At 66.6% G+C, this 15,289-nt stretch carries 14 protein-coding genes; 2 read left to right on the forward strand and 12 right to left on the reverse strand.

What is annotated here, in order from left to right; translation table 11 throughout:
- Nucleotides 1-17: 17 nt before the first annotated feature.
- From DBY63_RS09710 to DBY63_RS09735, 6 genes are all read right to left on the reverse strand, one after another.
- A complete protein-coding gene (locus DBY63_RS09710) occupies nt 18-1,373 on the reverse strand; it encodes an aspartate aminotransferase family protein (protein ID WP_044341812.1) in 1,356 nt (451 codons plus the stop codon).
- Nucleotides 1,357-2,469, reverse strand: a complete 1,113-nt coding sequence (locus tag DBY63_RS09715) for a phosphotransferase (RefSeq protein ID WP_108581783.1) — start codon at nt 2,467-2,469, stop codon at nt 1,357-1,359. Before DBY63_RS09715 ends, DBY63_RS09710 begins: the two co-directional genes overlap by 17 nt.
- Nucleotides 2,466-3,167, reverse strand: coding sequence for a haloacid dehalogenase type II (locus DBY63_RS09720; protein ID WP_108581784.1), 702 nt, complete (start codon nt 3,165-3,167; stop codon nt 2,466-2,468). Before DBY63_RS09720 ends, DBY63_RS09715 begins: the two co-directional genes overlap by 4 nt.
- 157 nt (nt 3,168-3,324) lie before the next feature.
- Entirely contained in the window at nt 3,325-3,726 is a 402-nt protein-coding gene (locus DBY63_RS09725) for a hypothetical protein (RefSeq protein ID WP_027599272.1), read from the reverse strand.
- A gap of 69 nt (nt 3,727-3,795) precedes the next feature.
- Entirely contained in the window at nt 3,796-5,130 is a 1,335-nt protein-coding gene (locus DBY63_RS09730; RefSeq protein ID WP_027599271.1) for a dicarboxylate/amino acid:cation symporter, read from the reverse strand.
- Between the two features lie 111 nt (nt 5,131-5,241).
- Nucleotides 5,242-6,300 (reverse strand): tartrate dehydrogenase, encoded by a 1,059-nt coding sequence (locus tag DBY63_RS09735; RefSeq protein ID WP_042134281.1) that lies wholly within the window; start codon nt 6,298-6,300, stop codon nt 5,242-5,244.
- Nucleotides 6,301-6,424: 124 nt separating this feature from the next.
- On the opposite strand from DBY63_RS09735, the gene DBY63_RS09740 reads away from it, so the two are divergent.
- Nucleotides 6,425-7,348 (forward strand): LysR family transcriptional regulator, encoded by a 924-nt coding sequence (locus DBY63_RS09740; protein ID WP_027599269.1) that lies wholly within the window; start codon nt 6,425-6,427, stop codon nt 7,346-7,348.
- Between the two features lie 6 nt (nt 7,349-7,354).
- On the opposite strand, the gene DBY63_RS09745 is transcribed toward DBY63_RS09740, so the two are convergent.
- From DBY63_RS09745 to hmgA, 6 genes are all read right to left on the reverse strand, one after another.
- Nucleotides 7,355-8,491 (reverse strand): glycerate kinase, encoded by a 1,137-nt coding sequence (locus DBY63_RS09745; RefSeq protein WP_108581785.1) that lies wholly within the window; start codon nt 8,489-8,491, stop codon nt 7,355-7,357.
- An 82-nt stretch (nt 8,492-8,573) separates the two neighbouring features.
- A complete protein-coding gene (locus DBY63_RS09750; protein ID WP_074583637.1) occupies nt 8,574-9,668 on the reverse strand; it encodes a sugar diacid recognition domain-containing protein in 1,095 nt (364 codons plus the stop codon).
- A gap of 93 nt (nt 9,669-9,761) precedes the next feature.
- Entirely contained in the window at nt 9,762-10,841 is a 1,080-nt protein-coding gene (gene hppD, locus DBY63_RS09755; RefSeq protein WP_108581786.1) for a 4-hydroxyphenylpyruvate dioxygenase, read from the reverse strand.
- A gap of 137 nt (nt 10,842-10,978) precedes the next feature.
- Nucleotides 10,979-11,617 carry a maleylacetoacetate isomerase gene (gene maiA / locus DBY63_RS09760; protein WP_108581787.1) on the reverse strand — a complete coding sequence of 213 codons (639 nt, stop codon included), beginning with the start codon at nt 11,615-11,617 and terminating at the stop codon, nt 10,979-10,981.
- 121 nt (nt 11,618-11,738) lie between these two features.
- Complete coding sequence (gene fahA, locus DBY63_RS09765; RefSeq protein WP_108581788.1) at nt 11,739-13,037, reverse strand: fumarylacetoacetase; 1,299 nt, start codon at nt 13,035-13,037, stop codon at nt 11,739-11,741.
- Nucleotides 13,034-14,326, reverse strand: coding sequence for a homogentisate 1,2-dioxygenase (hmgA, locus tag DBY63_RS09770; protein ID WP_177411440.1), 1,293 nt, complete (start codon nt 14,324-14,326; stop codon nt 13,034-13,036). The genes fahA and hmgA overlap by 4 nt, the downstream gene beginning before the upstream one ends.
- 128 nt (nt 14,327-14,454) lie before the next feature.
- Between hmgA and DBY63_RS09775 the strand changes: the two genes are divergently transcribed.
- Nucleotides 14,455-15,234, forward strand: coding sequence for an IclR family transcriptional regulator (locus tag DBY63_RS09775; protein WP_108581790.1), 780 nt, complete (start codon nt 14,455-14,457; stop codon nt 15,232-15,234).
- Nucleotides 15,235-15,289: the final 55 nt, after the last annotated feature.

Consider the following 15,289-nt stretch of genomic DNA (forward strand, 5'->3'; position numbering starts at 1 on the left):
GCCTTGAACGGTGAGCGCTAGACGCGGGGAACTGCAGAGTGCGCTTCGGTCAGCGCCGCGTCGAGCGTCTCTATCACCAGGCCGGCCTGTTCCGCGGTGAGCACCAGGGGGGGGCGAATCTTCAGCACGTTGTGGCCCATGGCGCAGCCGCTGAGCAAGACACCCTTGTCGCGCATCAGATTGACCACCCGGGTCGTCAAGGCTCGATCCGGCTCTCGGGTCAGCCGATCGGACACGAGCTCCACGCCGACGAACATGCCTACCCCCCGCACATCGCCGATGGCCGCGTGTCGGTGGGCGAGCGCCGCGATACCCTCTCGCAGGAGCGTGCCCACCTCGGCGGCATGCTGCACCAGGCGTTCCTTCTCGATCGTGTCGAGCACCGCCAAGGCGGCGGCGCAGGACACGTTATTGCCCCCGAAGGTATTGAAATATCGGGAGTTCCTACCAAACTCGGCGAGGACGTCAGCGGTGGCCAGCAGCCCGGCGACCGGTTGTCCGTTACCCATCGGCTTGCCCAGGGTGACGATATCCGGGATCACACCGTGGCGCTGGAAGCCCCACAGGTGCTCGCCGGTCCTGCCAAAGCCCGGCTGGACTTCGTCGGCGATGAAGATACCACCGGCCCGCTTGATCGCCTCGACCGCGCCCTTCAGCAGACCCGCCGGCTCGGGCAGGATGCCATCGCTGGTAAAGATCGAGTCCACGATCAGCGCCGCCGGCTTGATGCCGTGCCGTTGCAGGTCGCGGATCGCCGCTTCGACGTCGCGGGTGAAGCGCTCAGCGACATCCACCGCGCCGGCATGGTAGGCGCGCGGCGCCGGTACCAGCCGCACATGGGCGCCGAGGTCCACCGTGACGCCCAGCGACGGCGAGAATTTCGCGACCGCATCGGTGAAGCCGTGATAGGCGGTCTCGGTGACGATCACGCCCGTGCCCCCCGTGCGCACCTGGGCGATCCGATAGGCGACGTCGTTTGCCTCGCTCCCGGTGCAGGTCAGCATGAGGTGCGCCAGCTCGGTCTCGGGCACGGTGGCGAGCAGGCGCTCGGCCAGTTCGAGAATGGTGTCGTGCAGATAACGGGTATTGGTGGCGAGGGTCTGCACCTGCCGACAGATCGCCTCGGTCACCGCGGGGTGGCAATGGCCGAGCGAGGCGACATTGTTGTAGGCGTCCAGATAGCGGCGGCCCTCCGGATCGATCAGCCAGGCGCCCTCGCCCCGCACGATATGCAGGGGATGCTCGTACATCAGCCGATAGGCCGGCCCGAGCAGGGCGTCGCGGCGTTCGATCAGGGCCGCCGTTGCGGCGTTCAGTTTGACGCGGCCCGGTATGTAGGCGTTGACCATGTTGAGGTCAGGGGTGCTGTTCATGGCGTGGTCCTGTGCATACGTCGGTAAGTAACAGCTCGCGTGCCTGATCTCGAGACAGATCGGCCAGCAAGGTCAGTGCCTCCCACGAGGCCGCGTTGTGGCGCATGATGTAGTCGTAGTTTTCCGGGTAGCGCCTGGCCCGCCACTCCGAGATCAGCACGGTGATCAGGTGACGCGTCGCCATGAGGTCGGCAACGATCTCCTGCTCGCTTTCGTCGAGCGGCAGCGTGGCGTGATAGGCGCCGAGGAATTGCGCGGGGCCCAGGAGTGGATCGGCAGGGCCGCTCATGGCAGGGCCACTCCCGGCAGGACCGCTCATGTGGAAGGCCGCGGCGGTGGCGACCTCGCCCACCAGGGGCGCATGCAGCATGTCGCCGAAGTCTATGACTCCGACGATGCGGTCGTGGTCCTGGGGCGCGGCCAGCACGTTGTAGAGGTGGTAGTCGTTGTGGATGACCTGGGCCCTCAGGTGCGGCAACAGTGGCAGCACGTGCCGGTTGAAACGCGCCATGAACGTCCTGACCAGGGCGCGGCGCGGGCCTTCTTCGATGCTATCGACCTTGGCCGCCAGGCGATGGGCTGTGGCAACGTTCCACAGCAGATCGTGGGTCGCGGACGGGTGCTCGAAGTCGCGCAAGGCGAGGTTCAATTCGGCCAGGAAGGTGCCCATCGCTCGGCGCTGGGTAGCGGTACGGCGGGTATCGCGGACCTGCACACCGTCGAGATAGGTCAGCATCCGCACAGAGGTCGCCGATCCGTCCGGGAGCACCAGGGTAGCGTGCGTCTGCCCTCCCAGCGTCCGCACCACCCGAGGTACCGGAAGGCTGGGCGCCACGCAGCAGATATGGTCGAGCGCGGCGATCTGAAAATCCACCACCGCCAGGGATTCGGACGGATTGCTGATCTTGACCACGTAGCGCTCGCCCGCCGCCGTCTCCACACGGCAATTCTGATCCCGCTCACCCAACAGCAGGTCGACCCGGCCATCGATACCGTAGAGACGCCGAACGAGCTGCTGCACCTCGTCCGGCGCGAGGGTCGGTGGCGGCGTCTCCATGGTCGCCGAGACGCCTGGCTGTGCGGTGGCGATCATCATCCCTGCCTCAGCAAGGCGGTCTCGACGAGGCCTGGCAGACCGAGCAGCCCCGGAAGTTGGCGGATATCGGTCAGGCGCTCGACGCCATAGCCGTCGCAGGCCGGCTCATGCCCGCGGTCGATGAAGGCCCTGGCCATGAAGCCCAGATCCGCAGCCGTCATCAGGTCGTAACGGAAGCTCGAAGAGACATGCATCATGTCCTGCGGCCCGCAGCCCAGTTGCTCGAACATGTACTCGAATACCTGCGCCCTCGGCTTGTAGGCGCGTGCCTCTTCCGCCGTGTAGACCGCGTGAAAATCCGCCTGCAGGTGGGCGACGCTGGCGGGAATCAGATCGACCATGGAGTTCGACAGGATCACCAGCGGTACCTGCGGGGCGATGGCCTTGAGCGTCTCGACGACATGCGGATGCGGCTGCCAGGTGGGCACGGCCTGGTACAGGGCCAGCGCATCGGACGCGCGATAGTCCACGCCGTGCTTGGCGCAGGCGCGCTGAATGGCGTTTTCCACTACCTCGAAAAAGGGCTTCCAATCGCCCAGGACTTCATCGAGGCGATAGAAACGGAAACTGTCGAGGAAGGCTGGCATCCGCTCGCTCGGCACACGATCCGCGAACAGCCGCTTCGCGGTGGGTCCCATTTCGAAGTTGATGAGCGTGCCATAGCAGTCGAAGCTGATGAATTTCGGCTTGTACGTCATGTGTCGCGAACTCCAGCGCCTGGGTGAGGGGTGATGCCTCAAGCTTAGGGAGTTCGCGCCCGCTGGGATGCTCTAGAACAGGGACGCTCAGGCAGATTCCTGCGCAAATCGGCGCCTGCTGGCAGGATCTGCGGGGGGCTTTCCGACGACTCGCCGGTCAACGCCATTCGCATCCCGCTACGCGATTGCAACTGGTACGGGCGCGGTCGCCCTGGGACGTGGAGAAGCGACTGATGACGTTCCAGCCCAGCTGCCGGGTGCGGCCCAGCCAGAGATTGCCGTCGCTGGTCAGGCCGCTGAAGAACTGCAGTCGTCCCAGGCGGGTGCTGGTCTGCGCCCATGACAGACCCGAAACCGGATCGTAGCCCCGCATCAGGGTGTCGTTGCCCTGGACCGCCACCCCGTACCACCCCCCCTGCCCGTCCTGGCAACGCAACACGAAGGCGCTGCGCACGCAGGTGTTGGCCGGTTTGAGACTGGGAATGGCCGCCTGGACGGCAGGTACCAGCAGCAGAGCCGCGGCCAGCAGGCCGGTACGCAGGAGCGCAGACGAGGTCATGGCGGTAATCGGTCGGGAGCGGGACGCCCAGCATGAGCTAAATCCCGCAGCCCGACCAGCACTGGCGTGCTAGAGCGCCTTACGACCCAGACTGGACAGGGCCGGCTCGGCCATCGCCACGCCTTCCTGAGCCTCCGGCTCCGAAGCGGGAATTGCCTGGCCATCCAGCGCGGCGTTGAGCCGTCCCATGTCCAACGCTCCCACCCAGCGCGCGATAACCAGCGTGGCTACGCCATTGCCAATGGTATTGGTGATCGCTCGAGCCTCGGACATGAAGCGGTCTACACCCAGTAGCAGCACCATGCCGGCCACCGGGATGGTGCCAAGACTGGCGAGGGTCGCCGCCAGGGTGATGAAACCGGAACCGGTGACGCCGGCCGAACCCTTGGACGTGAGCATCAACACAGCCATGATGATGAGCTGGTCGGTCAGGCTCAGTGGCGTGTTGGTGGCCTGGGCGATGAAGGTCGCGGCGGCGGTGTAGTAGATGGCCTGGCCGTCCGGGTTGAAGGTCAGGCCGGAGGGGATGACCATGCCGGCCACCGGCTTCGAACAGCCGGCGTTTTCCATCTTGCGGATCATCTGCGGCAGCACCGACTCCGACGAACTGGTGCCCAGCACGGTGAACAGCTCTTCCTTGAGGTACCTGAGCAGCTTCCACAGGCTGAAGCCGGCGACGCGGCAGATCGGGCCCAGCACCAGGGCGACGAACAGGATGCAAGTAATGTAAAAGCAGGCCATCAGCTTGCCCAGGGAGAACAGCGAGCCGAAGCCGTACTTACCGATGGTGAAGGCGATGGCGCCAAAGGCCCCCAGCGGCGCCAGGCGCATCACGATGTTGACGATGCCGAACATGCCGTGCATCAGGCTATCGAGCGTGCGGATGATCGGCTTGCCCTTGTCGCCACAGCGCGCCAGGGCTACGCCGAGCAGGATGGAGAACAACAGGATCTGCAGGATGTTGCCCTTGGCGAAGGCATCCCCGAGGGTGTTGGGGATGATCTGCATCATGAAGGCGATGAAGGATTCATGCTTGGCGGCCTCGGTGTAGCTGGCGATGGCGGAACTGTCGAGGGTGGCTGGATCGATGTTCATGCCAGCGCCGGGCTTGAAGGTATCGACCACTACCAGCCCTACGATCAGTGCCAGGGTCGAGACCACCTCGAAGTAGATGAAGGCGCGGATGCCCACCCGGCCCAGCTCCTTCATGTCGTTCATCTTGGCGATACCGGTGACCACGGTAAGGAAGATCACCGGCGCGAGCAGCATCTTGATCAGCTTGATGAAGGCATCGCCGATGGGTTTGAGCGAGGTGGCGAAGTCCGGGTAAAAGACGCCGAGCAAGGCGCCGGCAATGACCGCGATGACGACCTGGACGTAGAGTTTTCCGAGTAGGCGCTTCATGGGATATCCATTGTTGTTCTTGTAATGGAAGCGACCGCGCCGGCGGGCGGTCGCCCGTGAAAGTGCTGAGGCGTTCCCACCCGCTGGCTCGCCGCGGGTGGGAACGCCGAGCTAGCGGGCGATCAGCTCCAGCACGGCGTCGGTGACCTGCCGCGTGGTGGCCGTACCGCCCAGGTCTGGCGTGTGCAGGCCGCTGGCGGTGACCTCCTCGATGGCCCGCATCAGGTGGGCACTGGCCTCGCGCTCGCCTAGGTGGTCGAGCATCAGCGCCGCGGTCCAGAAGGTAGCGATAGGGTTGGCGACGCCCTTGCCGGTGATGTCGAAGGCTGAGCCGTGGATGGGCTCGAACATCGAGGGAAAGCTCCGGTCGGGGTTGAGATTGGCGGTAGGCGCGATACCCAGGCTGCCGGAGAGCGCTGCGGCCAGGTCCGAGAGGATGTCGGCGTGGAGGTTGGTGGCGACAATCACGTCCAGGTTGCCGGGCTTGAGCACCATGGTGGTGGTCACCGCATCCACAAGCTCGCGGGTGGTACGCACGTCCGGATAATCCTTGGCCACCTCGGCGAACACCTCGTCCCACAACACCATGCCGTGGCGTTGGGCGTTGGACTTGGTGACCAGCGTCAGGTGCTTGGCCGGGCGGCTGCGGGCCAATTCGAAGGCGAATCTATGGATACGCTCGACGCCAACGCGGGTGAAGGTGGAGACCTCGGTGGCTACCTCGATGGGCAACCCCTGGTGGACCCGACCACCGCTGCCGGAGTATTCGCCCTCGGAATTCTCCCGCACGATCACCCAGTCAATGGCCTGCCCGTTGGTCAGCGGACTTTTAACCCCGGGTAACACCCGCGCCGGCCGCACGTTGGCGTATTGGTCGAAGCCCTGGCAGATCGGCAGCCGCAGGCCCCAGAGGGAAATATGATCCGGCACCTTCTGGCTTCCTACCGCGCCGAAAAAGATGGCATCGGCCTGCTTGATCTCGTCCAGCCCCCCTTCCGGGATGTAGTGACCATGCTGCAGGTAGTACTCCGAATCCCAGGGGTAGTGGCTGACATCAAAGGCGAAACTGCCCAGGCGCCTGGCCAGGCCTTCGAGGACCTCGAGGCCGGCGGCAATGACTTCGACCCCGATACCGTCTCCGGGAATGGCTGCGATCTTGTAGTTCTTCATGGCTGGGCCCTGTGCTCTGGTTCGTTGGATGAGACGCCGACTGGCAGCGCTGGGCCGAGTATAGGTAGTGAAACCTGAGCTAAGATTCACCTGAACTCATCACTTACGTGAACTGAGGTTGATAATGAGTCGTCCCCAGGATTTGACCTTTTTTCACCAACTGGCCCAGCAGGGCAACCTGGCCGCCACGGCTCGCGAGCTGGGCATCACGCCCTCTGCAATCAGTAAACGACTGACCGCACTGGAAAAACGGCTAGGCGTTCGGCTCGTCAACCGGACCACTCGCTCCCTGGGTCTCACGCCCGAGGGTGAACTTTATTTCCGCCATGCCGGACGCATTCTCGGTGACATCGAAGCAGTGGAAGACATGGTCGCCAGTCGCCGGAGCCAGCCCAAAGGCCTGCTGAGGATCAACGCTTCCCTGGGCTTTGGCAGACGCTACATAGGCCCGGCGCTGGCAGCCTTCATCGACCGCTACCCGGAGGTGGAGACCCAACTGCTGCTCAGCGACCATCCCATGGAACTGGCTGCCCATGGTCTGGACCTGGGCATCCGCTTCGGCGTGGCCCCGGATGCGGGCTATCACGCCCGACGCATCGCCAGCAATCGCCGATTGCTCTGCGCCTCACCGCTTTATCTGGAGCGCTACGGTGCACCGCAACGGTTGCAGGATCTGGCAACGCACAACTGCATCTTCCTGCGACAGAACGACAGCATCCACGGCGTCTGGGAGTTTCTCGAAGGGTCGCGCACCCGCAGCATCAAGGTCCGCAGCAACCTGAGCTGCAACGATGGTGAGGTGGCGCTGAACTGGGCACTCGAGGGCCGCGGCATCCTGCTTCGGGCGGAATGGGACATCGCCCGCTACGTGCGTAGCGGGCGGCTACGTCGGGTTCTGGAGGACGCCAGACCGCCTTCGGCAGATGTTTATGCGGTCTATTCCGAACACCATCACCTATCGGCCAAGGTGCGCCACTTCATCGACTTCCTGGTGGAACGCTTTCAGCGTATCGACCACCTCGAAGACCCGGCCAGCGAAGTCGACTGATCGCTCTCAGCTCTGCGCCGCCTGCCACAGCCGACCGATATCGCGAGCGGTGCGTTCCAGCAGCCCTTCGGCCTGGGCTAGGGCCTCTTCCAGGCTGAGCGGGCCCGGTACCAGACTGAAGGCAGCGGCGAGGCCCTGTTGATAGAGGGCGTCGTAGCCTTCGCCCAGCGAGCCGGCCACGGCCACCACCGGCACGCCGTGGCGCTGGGCCAGGCGCAGGACGCCCGCCGGGGTCTTGCCCCTCAGGGTCTGGCCGTCCAGCCGCCCTTCCCCGGTCACTGCCAGATCGGCGCCCTGCAGGGCTTCTTCCAGACCTACCAGCTCCGCGACCACCTCGATGCCGGGGCGAAAGGTGGCCTGGAGAAAGGCCAGGGCGGCAAAGCCGACCCCACCGGCGGCGCCGGCACCCGGCTGCTCGCTGACATCACGGCCCAGGGTCGCGGCGGTGACCGTGGCGAAATGCGCCAGGGCCGCGTCCAGCTCCCGCACCTGCTCGGGGGAGGCGCCCTTCTGCGGCCCGAAGATCTGGCTGGCCCCCTGGGGACCACAGAGCGGATTGTCGACGTCGGCGGCGATGACCACCTCCACCGCCGCTAGGCGCGGATGCAGGTCCGTCAGGTCCAGGCTGGCCAGGGAGGCCAGCGCCGCACCACCTGGTGCCAGCGCCTGGCCCTGCCCGTCCAGCAGCCGGACGCCCAGGGCCTGGAGTACGCCCGCGCCGCCGTCGTTGGTGGCGCTGCCACCGATGGCCAGCACCAGGCGCTCGGCGCCGGCATCCAGGGCGGCGCGCAGGAGCTCGCCGGTCCCGTGGGAGGTGGCGACCCGCACGTCGCGGCGGGCCTTGGGCACCAGTTCCAGACCGCTGGCGCTGGCCATCTCGACGAAGGCGGTGCGCTGCTCGGCCAGCCAGCCCCAGCGGGCAGTCACCGGCTCGCCCAGGGGACCGGTCACCCGCGCCTCGCGCACCTCGCCGCCGGTCGCGGCGAGTACGGCATCCAGGGTGCCTTCGCCGCCGTCGCCCAGAGGGCATTCGCGGATTTCCGCCGTTGGCAGCGCCTGGCGCAGGCCACGGGCCAGGGCGCTGGCGACACCGGCGGCGGACAGGCTTTCCTTGAAGGAATCGGGAGCGATGACGATTTTCATGGGGCGGTTCTCCGTTGTTATGCGCCGAGTGTTTCCTGGATCGGGCACGGCAGCAACGGGACAGACGCCCAGTCTCGACAGGTCAGGACTGTGAATTCGCCCAACCCTGATCCCATAGCAGCAAGGCGCAATATAGTTCGGCGGCGTCGGCGAAACGGCGTGGATCCCGCCCGGTCAGCGCCTGGATCCGCTCCAGTCGATGCCGCAGTCCATTGCGATGCAGTCCCAGCGCCTCGGCACAGGCCTGGGGGCTGGCGTCCTCGGCGAACCAGCTGCGCAGCGTCGCCAGTAGCTGGCCGTCACGATCGGCGCGGCGCAGTCTTGCCAGCGGTTCCAGCAGCCAGGCGCCGCGAGCGCACTCGGCCTGGCCCTGCAGCCAGGTCGGCAGGGCCAGGTCGTCCAGCGTCACCCGGATGAGGTCGGGCCGCAGGCGCCGGGTTACTGCCAGCAGGTCCAGCGCCCGCCGGGTCGTCTCGGCCAGCCCCGTCCAGGGTCGCGGCTCGGGGATCCAGGCGCTGCGCTGCAACGACCAGCCCTGCCCCGGCAGTTCCTCCAGCAGCGCCTCGGGCGCCTGCGCGCCGGGTCGATACCAGAGCCACTGCCGCTCTTCATGGGGCAGGCACCAGCTATGGACGCTGCGCTGCTGCGCCCAGTCGCCAAAACCCGGCGCCGGCACGGCGAACTCCAGCAGCAGCACGTCCCGCGGCAGGACCGGCTTCAGCCCGAGCAGCGTGGCATGGCGCCCCAGTTCAGGTGCGGCGCCGGGCGCGAGCAGCTGCCGCAGCAGCGGCGTGGTCATGCGCGCGGTCGCGGGCGGCTGCCCTGCCGCCTGTTCGATGAGCATTTCCGCGGTCAGGCGCAGGAGTTCGGCAGGTAGGCGCAACTGCTCGGCGTCCTCCCCGGACACGCCAAGCACGCCCACCAGTTCGCCCTGGTGATACAGCGGCAGATTGATACCGGCCTGGGCCCCCGCCAACCCCGCGGCAGCGCTGGCATCCAATGCCACCGCGCGGCCTTCGGCGATGACCTGCCGCGCCCCGGCATGGTGGCTGAACAGCCGCGCCGGATCGCCCGAGCCGATGATCAACCCGGACGCATCCATGACATTGACGTTGCCGGGCAGGATGCGCATGGCGCGTTCGACGATTTCCTGCGCCAGGGTCTGGCTTAGCTCCATGGCCACCTCGGAGGTTGAAGGACGCCGGCATGGCGCGCCGTCACCTTAGAGGCGCCTCCACCGCTGGGCAAGCCGGTGGAGCTACGGGAGGGGCTACTCCGAGGTGCTCAGCACGCCACGGCGCACCTGGTCGCGCTCGATGGATTCGAACAGGGCCTTGAAGTTGCCCTCGCCAAAGCCGGTATCGCCCTTGCGCTGGATGAATTCGAAGAATACCGGCCCCAGCAGGGTCTGGGAGAAGATCTGCAGCAGCAGGCGACGCTCCCCACCTTCGGAGGTACCGTCGAGCAGGATGCCGCGGGCTTTCAGCTCTTCCACCGGTTCGCCATGGTTGGGCACCCGGCCTTCGAGCATCTCGTAGTAGGTCTCCGGCGGCGCGGTCATGAAGCGGGTACCAGAGGCCTTGAGCCGATCCCAGGTGGCCACCAGGTCATCGGTGAGAAAGGCCACGTGCTGGATGCCCTCGCCGTTGAACTGCATGAGGAATTCCTCGATCTGCCCGGCCCCCTTGGAGGATTCCTCATTGAGCGGGATACGCACCAGGCCGTCCGGCGCGGTCATGGCCTTGGAGGTCAGACCGGTGTACTCGCCCTTGATGTCGAAGTAGCGCAACTCGCGGAAGTTGAACAGCCGCTCGTAGAAGTCTGCCCAGTAGGCCATGCGCCCGCGATAGACGTTGTGGGTCAGGTGGTCGATGACCTTGAGGCCGGCCCCCACCGGCTTGCGCTCGACTCCCTCCAGGAACACGAAGTCGATGTCGTAGATGGAGCTGCCCTCCTCGTAGCGATCGATGAGGTACAGCGGCGCGCCGCCGATACCCTTGATCGCCGGCAGGCGCAATTCCATCGGCCCGGTGGGCATGTCCACCGCCTGGGCGCCCAGCTCCAGCGCCTTGGCATAGGCGTGGTGGGAGTCGCGGCAGCGAAAGGCCATGCCGCAGACCGAGGGGCCGTGTTCGGCGGCGAAATAGGCGGCGTGGCCGGTCTTTTCGCGATTGACGATGGCGTTGATGTCGCCCTGGCGAAACAGCACCACGTCCTTGGATCTGTGGTTGGCGACGTGAGTGAAGCCGAGGCTTTCCAGCACGGGTTCGATGACGTTGGGCGTGGGCGAGGCGAATTCGATGAACTCGAAACCCATGAGGCCCATGGGATTTTCAAACAGATCGGCCATGATTGGCTCCTTGACGGGTGACGTGACGGACGTTGCCGATAACGCGGGCTAGCAACCCGTCAAGGGCGGCGCGCAGGAAATGCCACGCACGCTGCGCGCCAGGAAATCACCCAGGATGAGCTGACAGCCGAGCAGCTTCATGAGGCCACCCGCACCGGGGCATCGGGCTGCGCCTCGGGGTGTGCCTGCTGGAAGGCCGGATGCGCGCCAGCCAGGGCCTCTACCCGCTGGACGCGTGGATAGGACGCCAGGTCCACCTGGAAACGCCGCGCCGCATAGAGTTGGGGCAGCAGATAGACATCCGCCAGCCCCACCTCACCGAAACAGAAGCCACTGGAGCCGATCTGCGCCTCCACTGCCGCCAGGCCCTCGCCGATCCAGTGCGAGATCCAGTCGAGCACGGCCGGCTCTTCCAGGCCCAGGCCGCGCAGGCGGTTGAGCACCGAGACGTTGTGCAGCGGATGGACATCGCAGGCGATCAGGGCGGCAACACCCCGATGGCGGGCGCGCAGCAGCGGATCGGTCGGCAGCAAGGGCACGGCCGGATAGCGCTCTTCCAGGTATTCGAGGATGGCGGGCGACTGGATCAGCACCTCGCCGCTGTCGAGGCGCAGGCTGGGCAGCCGCCCCTGGGCATTGAGCGCCCGGTAGGCCGGCTGGTGCTGCTCGCCGGACAGCAGATTGACCGGTACGGCTCGGTAGTCCAACCCCTTCAGCGCCAGGGCCAGGCGGACCCGATAGGACGAGGTGGAACGGTAATAGGTGAAGAGGTCCATCGAAACTGCCCCGCGCTTGCCTGTCGGCTTCTTATTATGCGTAAGCTGATTACGTTACGTGGAATCTGCGCCGGCCCGGACGGCTTGTCAATGCCGCCCGGGCCGGCCTATACCCGCTCGCCTAGTCGGCCGCCACTACCCGACCGCGACATTCGCCGAAGCCGATCGTGGGCAGTCCGGGCCGCTGGCAGCGGGCCCGGAGGATGACCTCATCACCGTCTTCCAGAAAGGTACGGGTCTCGCCGCCTGGCAGCTGCAGCGGCTGCTTGCCGCCCTGGGTGAGCTCCAGCAGGCTGCCGCAGCTGTCGGCGTCCGGCCCGGACAGGGTGCCCGAACCAAAGAAGTCGCCGGGCTGCAGGGCGCAGCCATTGACGGTGTGATGGGCCACCATCTGCGCCACCGTCCAGTACATGTTCAGGGTGTTGCTCAGGGCGATCCGCTGGGCGGGGTGCCCCTGCTCCGCCATGCGCGGCGTGCGCAGCAGCACTTCCAGCTCGATGTCCAGGGCCCCCTGGGCCTGGTCATGCTCGTCGTACAGATAGGGCAAGGGCTGGGGATCCCCGGCGGGTCGTGCCGGCTGCGCCTGGCGATAAGGGGCCAGGGCTTCCGCGGTGACGACCCACGGCGACAGGGTGCTGGCGAAACTCTTCGACAGGAAGGGCCCCAGGGGCTGGTATTCCCAGGCCTGGATATCCCGCGCCGACCAGTCGTTGAGCAGGCAGAAGCCGGCGATATGCTCGGCGGCGTCACCGATGGCGATGGACTCGCCCTGGGCGTTGCCCGGACCGATCCAGATGCCCAGCTCCAGTTCGTAGTCCAGCCGCCGACAGGGGCCGAAGACCGGGGCGTCCTGTCCGGGCGGCAGCGTCTGGCCCTTGGGTCGCCGGAACGCCTCGCCGGATACCCCAAGGGTCGAGGCGCGGCCGTGGTAGGCGATGGGCACGTGCTTGTAGTTGGGCAGCAGCGGATTGTCCGGACGGAACAGCCGGCCGATCTGGGTGGCGTGGTGGATGCCGACATAGAAGTCGGTGTAGTCGCCGACCCGCGCGGGCAGGTGCATCCGGCAGGCGCTCTGGGGCACCAGCAGGTGTTCGCCCAGCTCTTCGAGGTTCTCGCGTTGCGGATGGTCGGCGCGCAGCAGCGCCTGCACGGCCTGGCGCAAGGCGACCCGCGCCGGCCGGCCGGCGGCGAAGAAGGCATTGAGCGTCTCCCGGGCGGCCAGTTCGGCGGCCCGCTGGGCCTCGCCCCGGAACAGCCCGGCTTCGAGGGCGAAGCCCAGGTCGAGGATGAAGTCACCCACCGCCACGCCGCCGCGGGGCGTCTCCTCGCCGCGACTGAAGACACCCAGTGGCAGGTTGTGCAGGGAAAAATCCGCATGGCCGTTGGCCGAGGCCACCCAGCTGGACATTTCGTGGGTCATGCCGATTCTCCCGCGCCGGGCGCGACAAAGGTCTTGGTGAGGCCTGCCCAGCAGGCGTCGTAGTCGGGCTGCAGCAGCGGCGAGGCCAGGGCGTGACGGGTCGGCCGCAGGACACGGCCGGTTTCGAACATGAAGGCCATGGTGTTCTCGATCCTGTGCGGTCGGAGGTCGGCGGCGATGGCATTCCGGGTGGACACCTCGTCCGGGCCATGGGCGCTCATGCAGCTGTGCAGGGAGGCGCCGCCCGGCGCGAAGCCATCGGCCTTGGCGTCGTAGGCGCCCTGGATCAGGCCCATGAATTCGTTCATCAGGTTGCGATGGAACCAGGGCGGCCTGAAGGTGTTTTCCGCGACCATCCAGCGTGGCGGAAAGATCACGAAGTCGATATTGGCCACCCCTTCGCTGGCGCCCGGCGCCGTCAGCACGGTGAAGATCGAAGGATCGGGATGATCGAAACTCACCGTACCCAGGGTATTGAAGTGGCGCAGGTCGTATTTGTAGGGCACGTTGTTGCCATGCCAGGCGACCACGTCCAGCGGCGAGTGATCCAGCTCGGTCTCCCAGAGTTCGCCGAGGAATTTCTGCACCAGGCGAGTGGATCTCTCCAGATCCTCGAAGCGGGCCACGGGTGCCTGGAAATCCCGCGGATTGGCCAGACCGTTGCTGCCGATCGGGCCCAGCTCGGGCAGCCGCAGGGATCGCCCGTGGTTTTCGCAGACATAACCCCGTATCGGTTCGCCCGCCGGTACCTCGACCCGGAATTTCAGGCCGCGTGGAATCACCGCGATCTCCAGCGGTTCGAGGCGCAGCAGGCCCAACTCGGTCACCAGCTCCAGGCGTCCCTGCTCCGGCACGATCAGCAATTCCCCGTCGGCGTCGTAGAAGACGCCGGTCATGCTGGCATTGGCGGCATAGCGATAGAGGCTGACGCCTTCGGCCTGATCGGCTGCGGCGGTGGCGACGATCCGCTCCAGGCCGGCGAGAAAATCGGTGGCGACTGCCGGGATCGGCAAGGGATTCCAGCGCAGGCGATTGGGCGTGGGGGCGCCCAGTTCCGCGCCGGTCAGCTGGACGGTGCAGCGCTGAAAGCGGCCGTGGGCGGCCGACGGCCGGAGCCGATACAGCCAGGAGCGTCGGGCCTCGTGGCGCGGCACGGTAAAGGCCGTGCCGGAGAGTTGCTCGGCATAGAGGCCGAAGGGCGCGCGTTGCGGCGAGTTCTGCCCGATGGGCAGGGCACCCGGCAGCGCTTCGGAGCTGAAGTGATTGCCAAAGCCGGACTGGTAGCTCACTGGCGGTGCTACTTGTTCTTGTTGGTTCAACGGGGCCACCCATTATGCGTAACAGGTTTACGCGAAAAGTAAATTGAACCCGGCGGAGCGTCAAGCTATAACGCTGCCTTTCCACGGCGATCGAATCGATGACAGACATTCCCGAAGCAGCACCCCCACGGCGGCAGAAGGTGCAGGCGGCCGAGGTCGGCACCGATATCCTCAAGGCCCTCGCCGAGCTGGCACCCTCCACGTCCCTGTCGCGCCTGGCCAGCCACCTGGACATGCCCGCCAGCAAGGTGCATCGCTACCTGCAGGCGCTGATCGCCAGCGGTTTCGCCGAGCAGGATCCACGAACCAATCACTACGGACTCGGCCAGGCCGCCCTCTTCGTCGGTCTGGCCGCCCTGGGTCGACTGGATGTGGTGAAGCTGGCGGCGCCGGTGCTGGCCGACCTGCGCGACGAGGTCGGCGAGACCTGCTTTCTAGCGGTCTGGGGCAACAAGGGCCCGACGGTGGTGCTGGTGGAACAGGCGGTGCGCGCCGTCACCCTGGTGACCCAGGTCGGTTCGGTGCTGCCGCTGCTGGGCTCGTCCACGGGCCTGGTGTTCAACACCTTCCTGCCGGATGCCGAGACCGCGGCGTTGCGTGCGGAAGAGTTGCGCCAACCGGCTGCGCCCAGCGCCGCGACCCTGGCGGAGGCCGCGCGCCAGCTAAGGGAAACCCATATCCAGCCGGTGCACGGCCTGCTGATGGCGGGGGTCAATGCCCTCTCCGCGCCACTGCTAGGAGCCGGCGGCCGGCTGGCCGGCGTCCTGACCGTGGTCGGTGCCGCGCCAGGCTTCCAGGCCGAGGTCGAAAGCGCCGCCGCGCTGCATCTGCGGACAGCCGCCCAGGCCATCAGCGGGCGGCTGGGTGGAAAGCTCTGACGATTGGCGTCGCAGTGCAGCTTTCACGAGCGCCGATGGTCGCGGCGGCGCTCCG

This window comes from Pseudomonas sp. RIT411, assembly GCF_003057735.2.
GTDB classification, from domain to species: Bacteria; Pseudomonadota; Gammaproteobacteria; order Pseudomonadales; family Pseudomonadaceae; genus Chryseomonas; species Chryseomonas oryzihabitans.

What these genes read in the sequence shown, in the direction of transcription:
- fahA (WP_108581788.1), bottom strand. Translation starts at nt 13,037, where the DNA reads ATGACCCACGAAATGTCCAGCTGGGTGGCCTCGGCCAACGGCCATGCG.
- DBY63_RS09750 (WP_074583637.1), bottom strand. Translation starts at nt 9,668, where the DNA reads ATGGAGCTAAGCCAGACCCTGGCGCAGGAAATCGTCGAACGCGCCATG.
- DBY63_RS09735 (WP_042134281.1), bottom strand. Translation starts at nt 6,300, where the DNA reads ATGAAGAACTACAAGATCGCAGCCATTCCCGGAGACGGTATCGGGGTC.
- DBY63_RS09710 (WP_044341812.1), bottom strand. Translation starts at nt 1,373, where the DNA reads ATGAACAGCACCCCTGACCTCAACATGGTCAACGCCTACATACCGGGC.
- DBY63_RS09720 (WP_108581784.1), bottom strand. Translation starts at nt 3,167, where the DNA reads ATGACGTACAAGCCGAAATTCATCAGCTTCGACTGCTATGGCACGCTC.
- DBY63_RS09730 (WP_027599271.1), bottom strand. Translation starts at nt 5,130, where the DNA reads ATGAAGCGCCTACTCGGAAAACTCTACGTCCAGGTCGTCATCGCGGTC.
- maiA (WP_108581787.1), bottom strand. Translation starts at nt 11,617, where the DNA reads ATGGACCTCTTCACCTATTACCGTTCCACCTCGTCCTATCGGGTCCGC.
- DBY63_RS09740 (WP_027599269.1), top strand. Translation starts at nt 6,425, where the DNA reads ATGAGTCGTCCCCAGGATTTGACCTTTTTTCACCAACTGGCCCAGCAG.
- DBY63_RS09715 (WP_108581783.1), bottom strand. Translation starts at nt 2,469, where the DNA reads ATGATGATCGCCACCGCACAGCCAGGCGTCTCGGCGACCATGGAGACG.
- hppD (WP_108581786.1), bottom strand. Translation starts at nt 10,841, where the DNA reads ATGGCCGATCTGTTTGAAAATCCCATGGGCCTCATGGGTTTCGAGTTC.
- DBY63_RS09725 (WP_027599272.1), bottom strand. Translation starts at nt 3,726, where the DNA reads ATGACCTCGTCTGCGCTCCTGCGTACCGGCCTGCTGGCCGCGGCTCTG.
- DBY63_RS09775 (WP_108581790.1), top strand. Translation starts at nt 14,455, where the DNA reads ATGACAGACATTCCCGAAGCAGCACCCCCACGGCGGCAGAAGGTGCAG.
- DBY63_RS09745 (WP_108581785.1), bottom strand. Translation starts at nt 8,491, where the DNA reads ATGAAAATCGTCATCGCTCCCGATTCCTTCAAGGAAAGCCTGTCCGCC.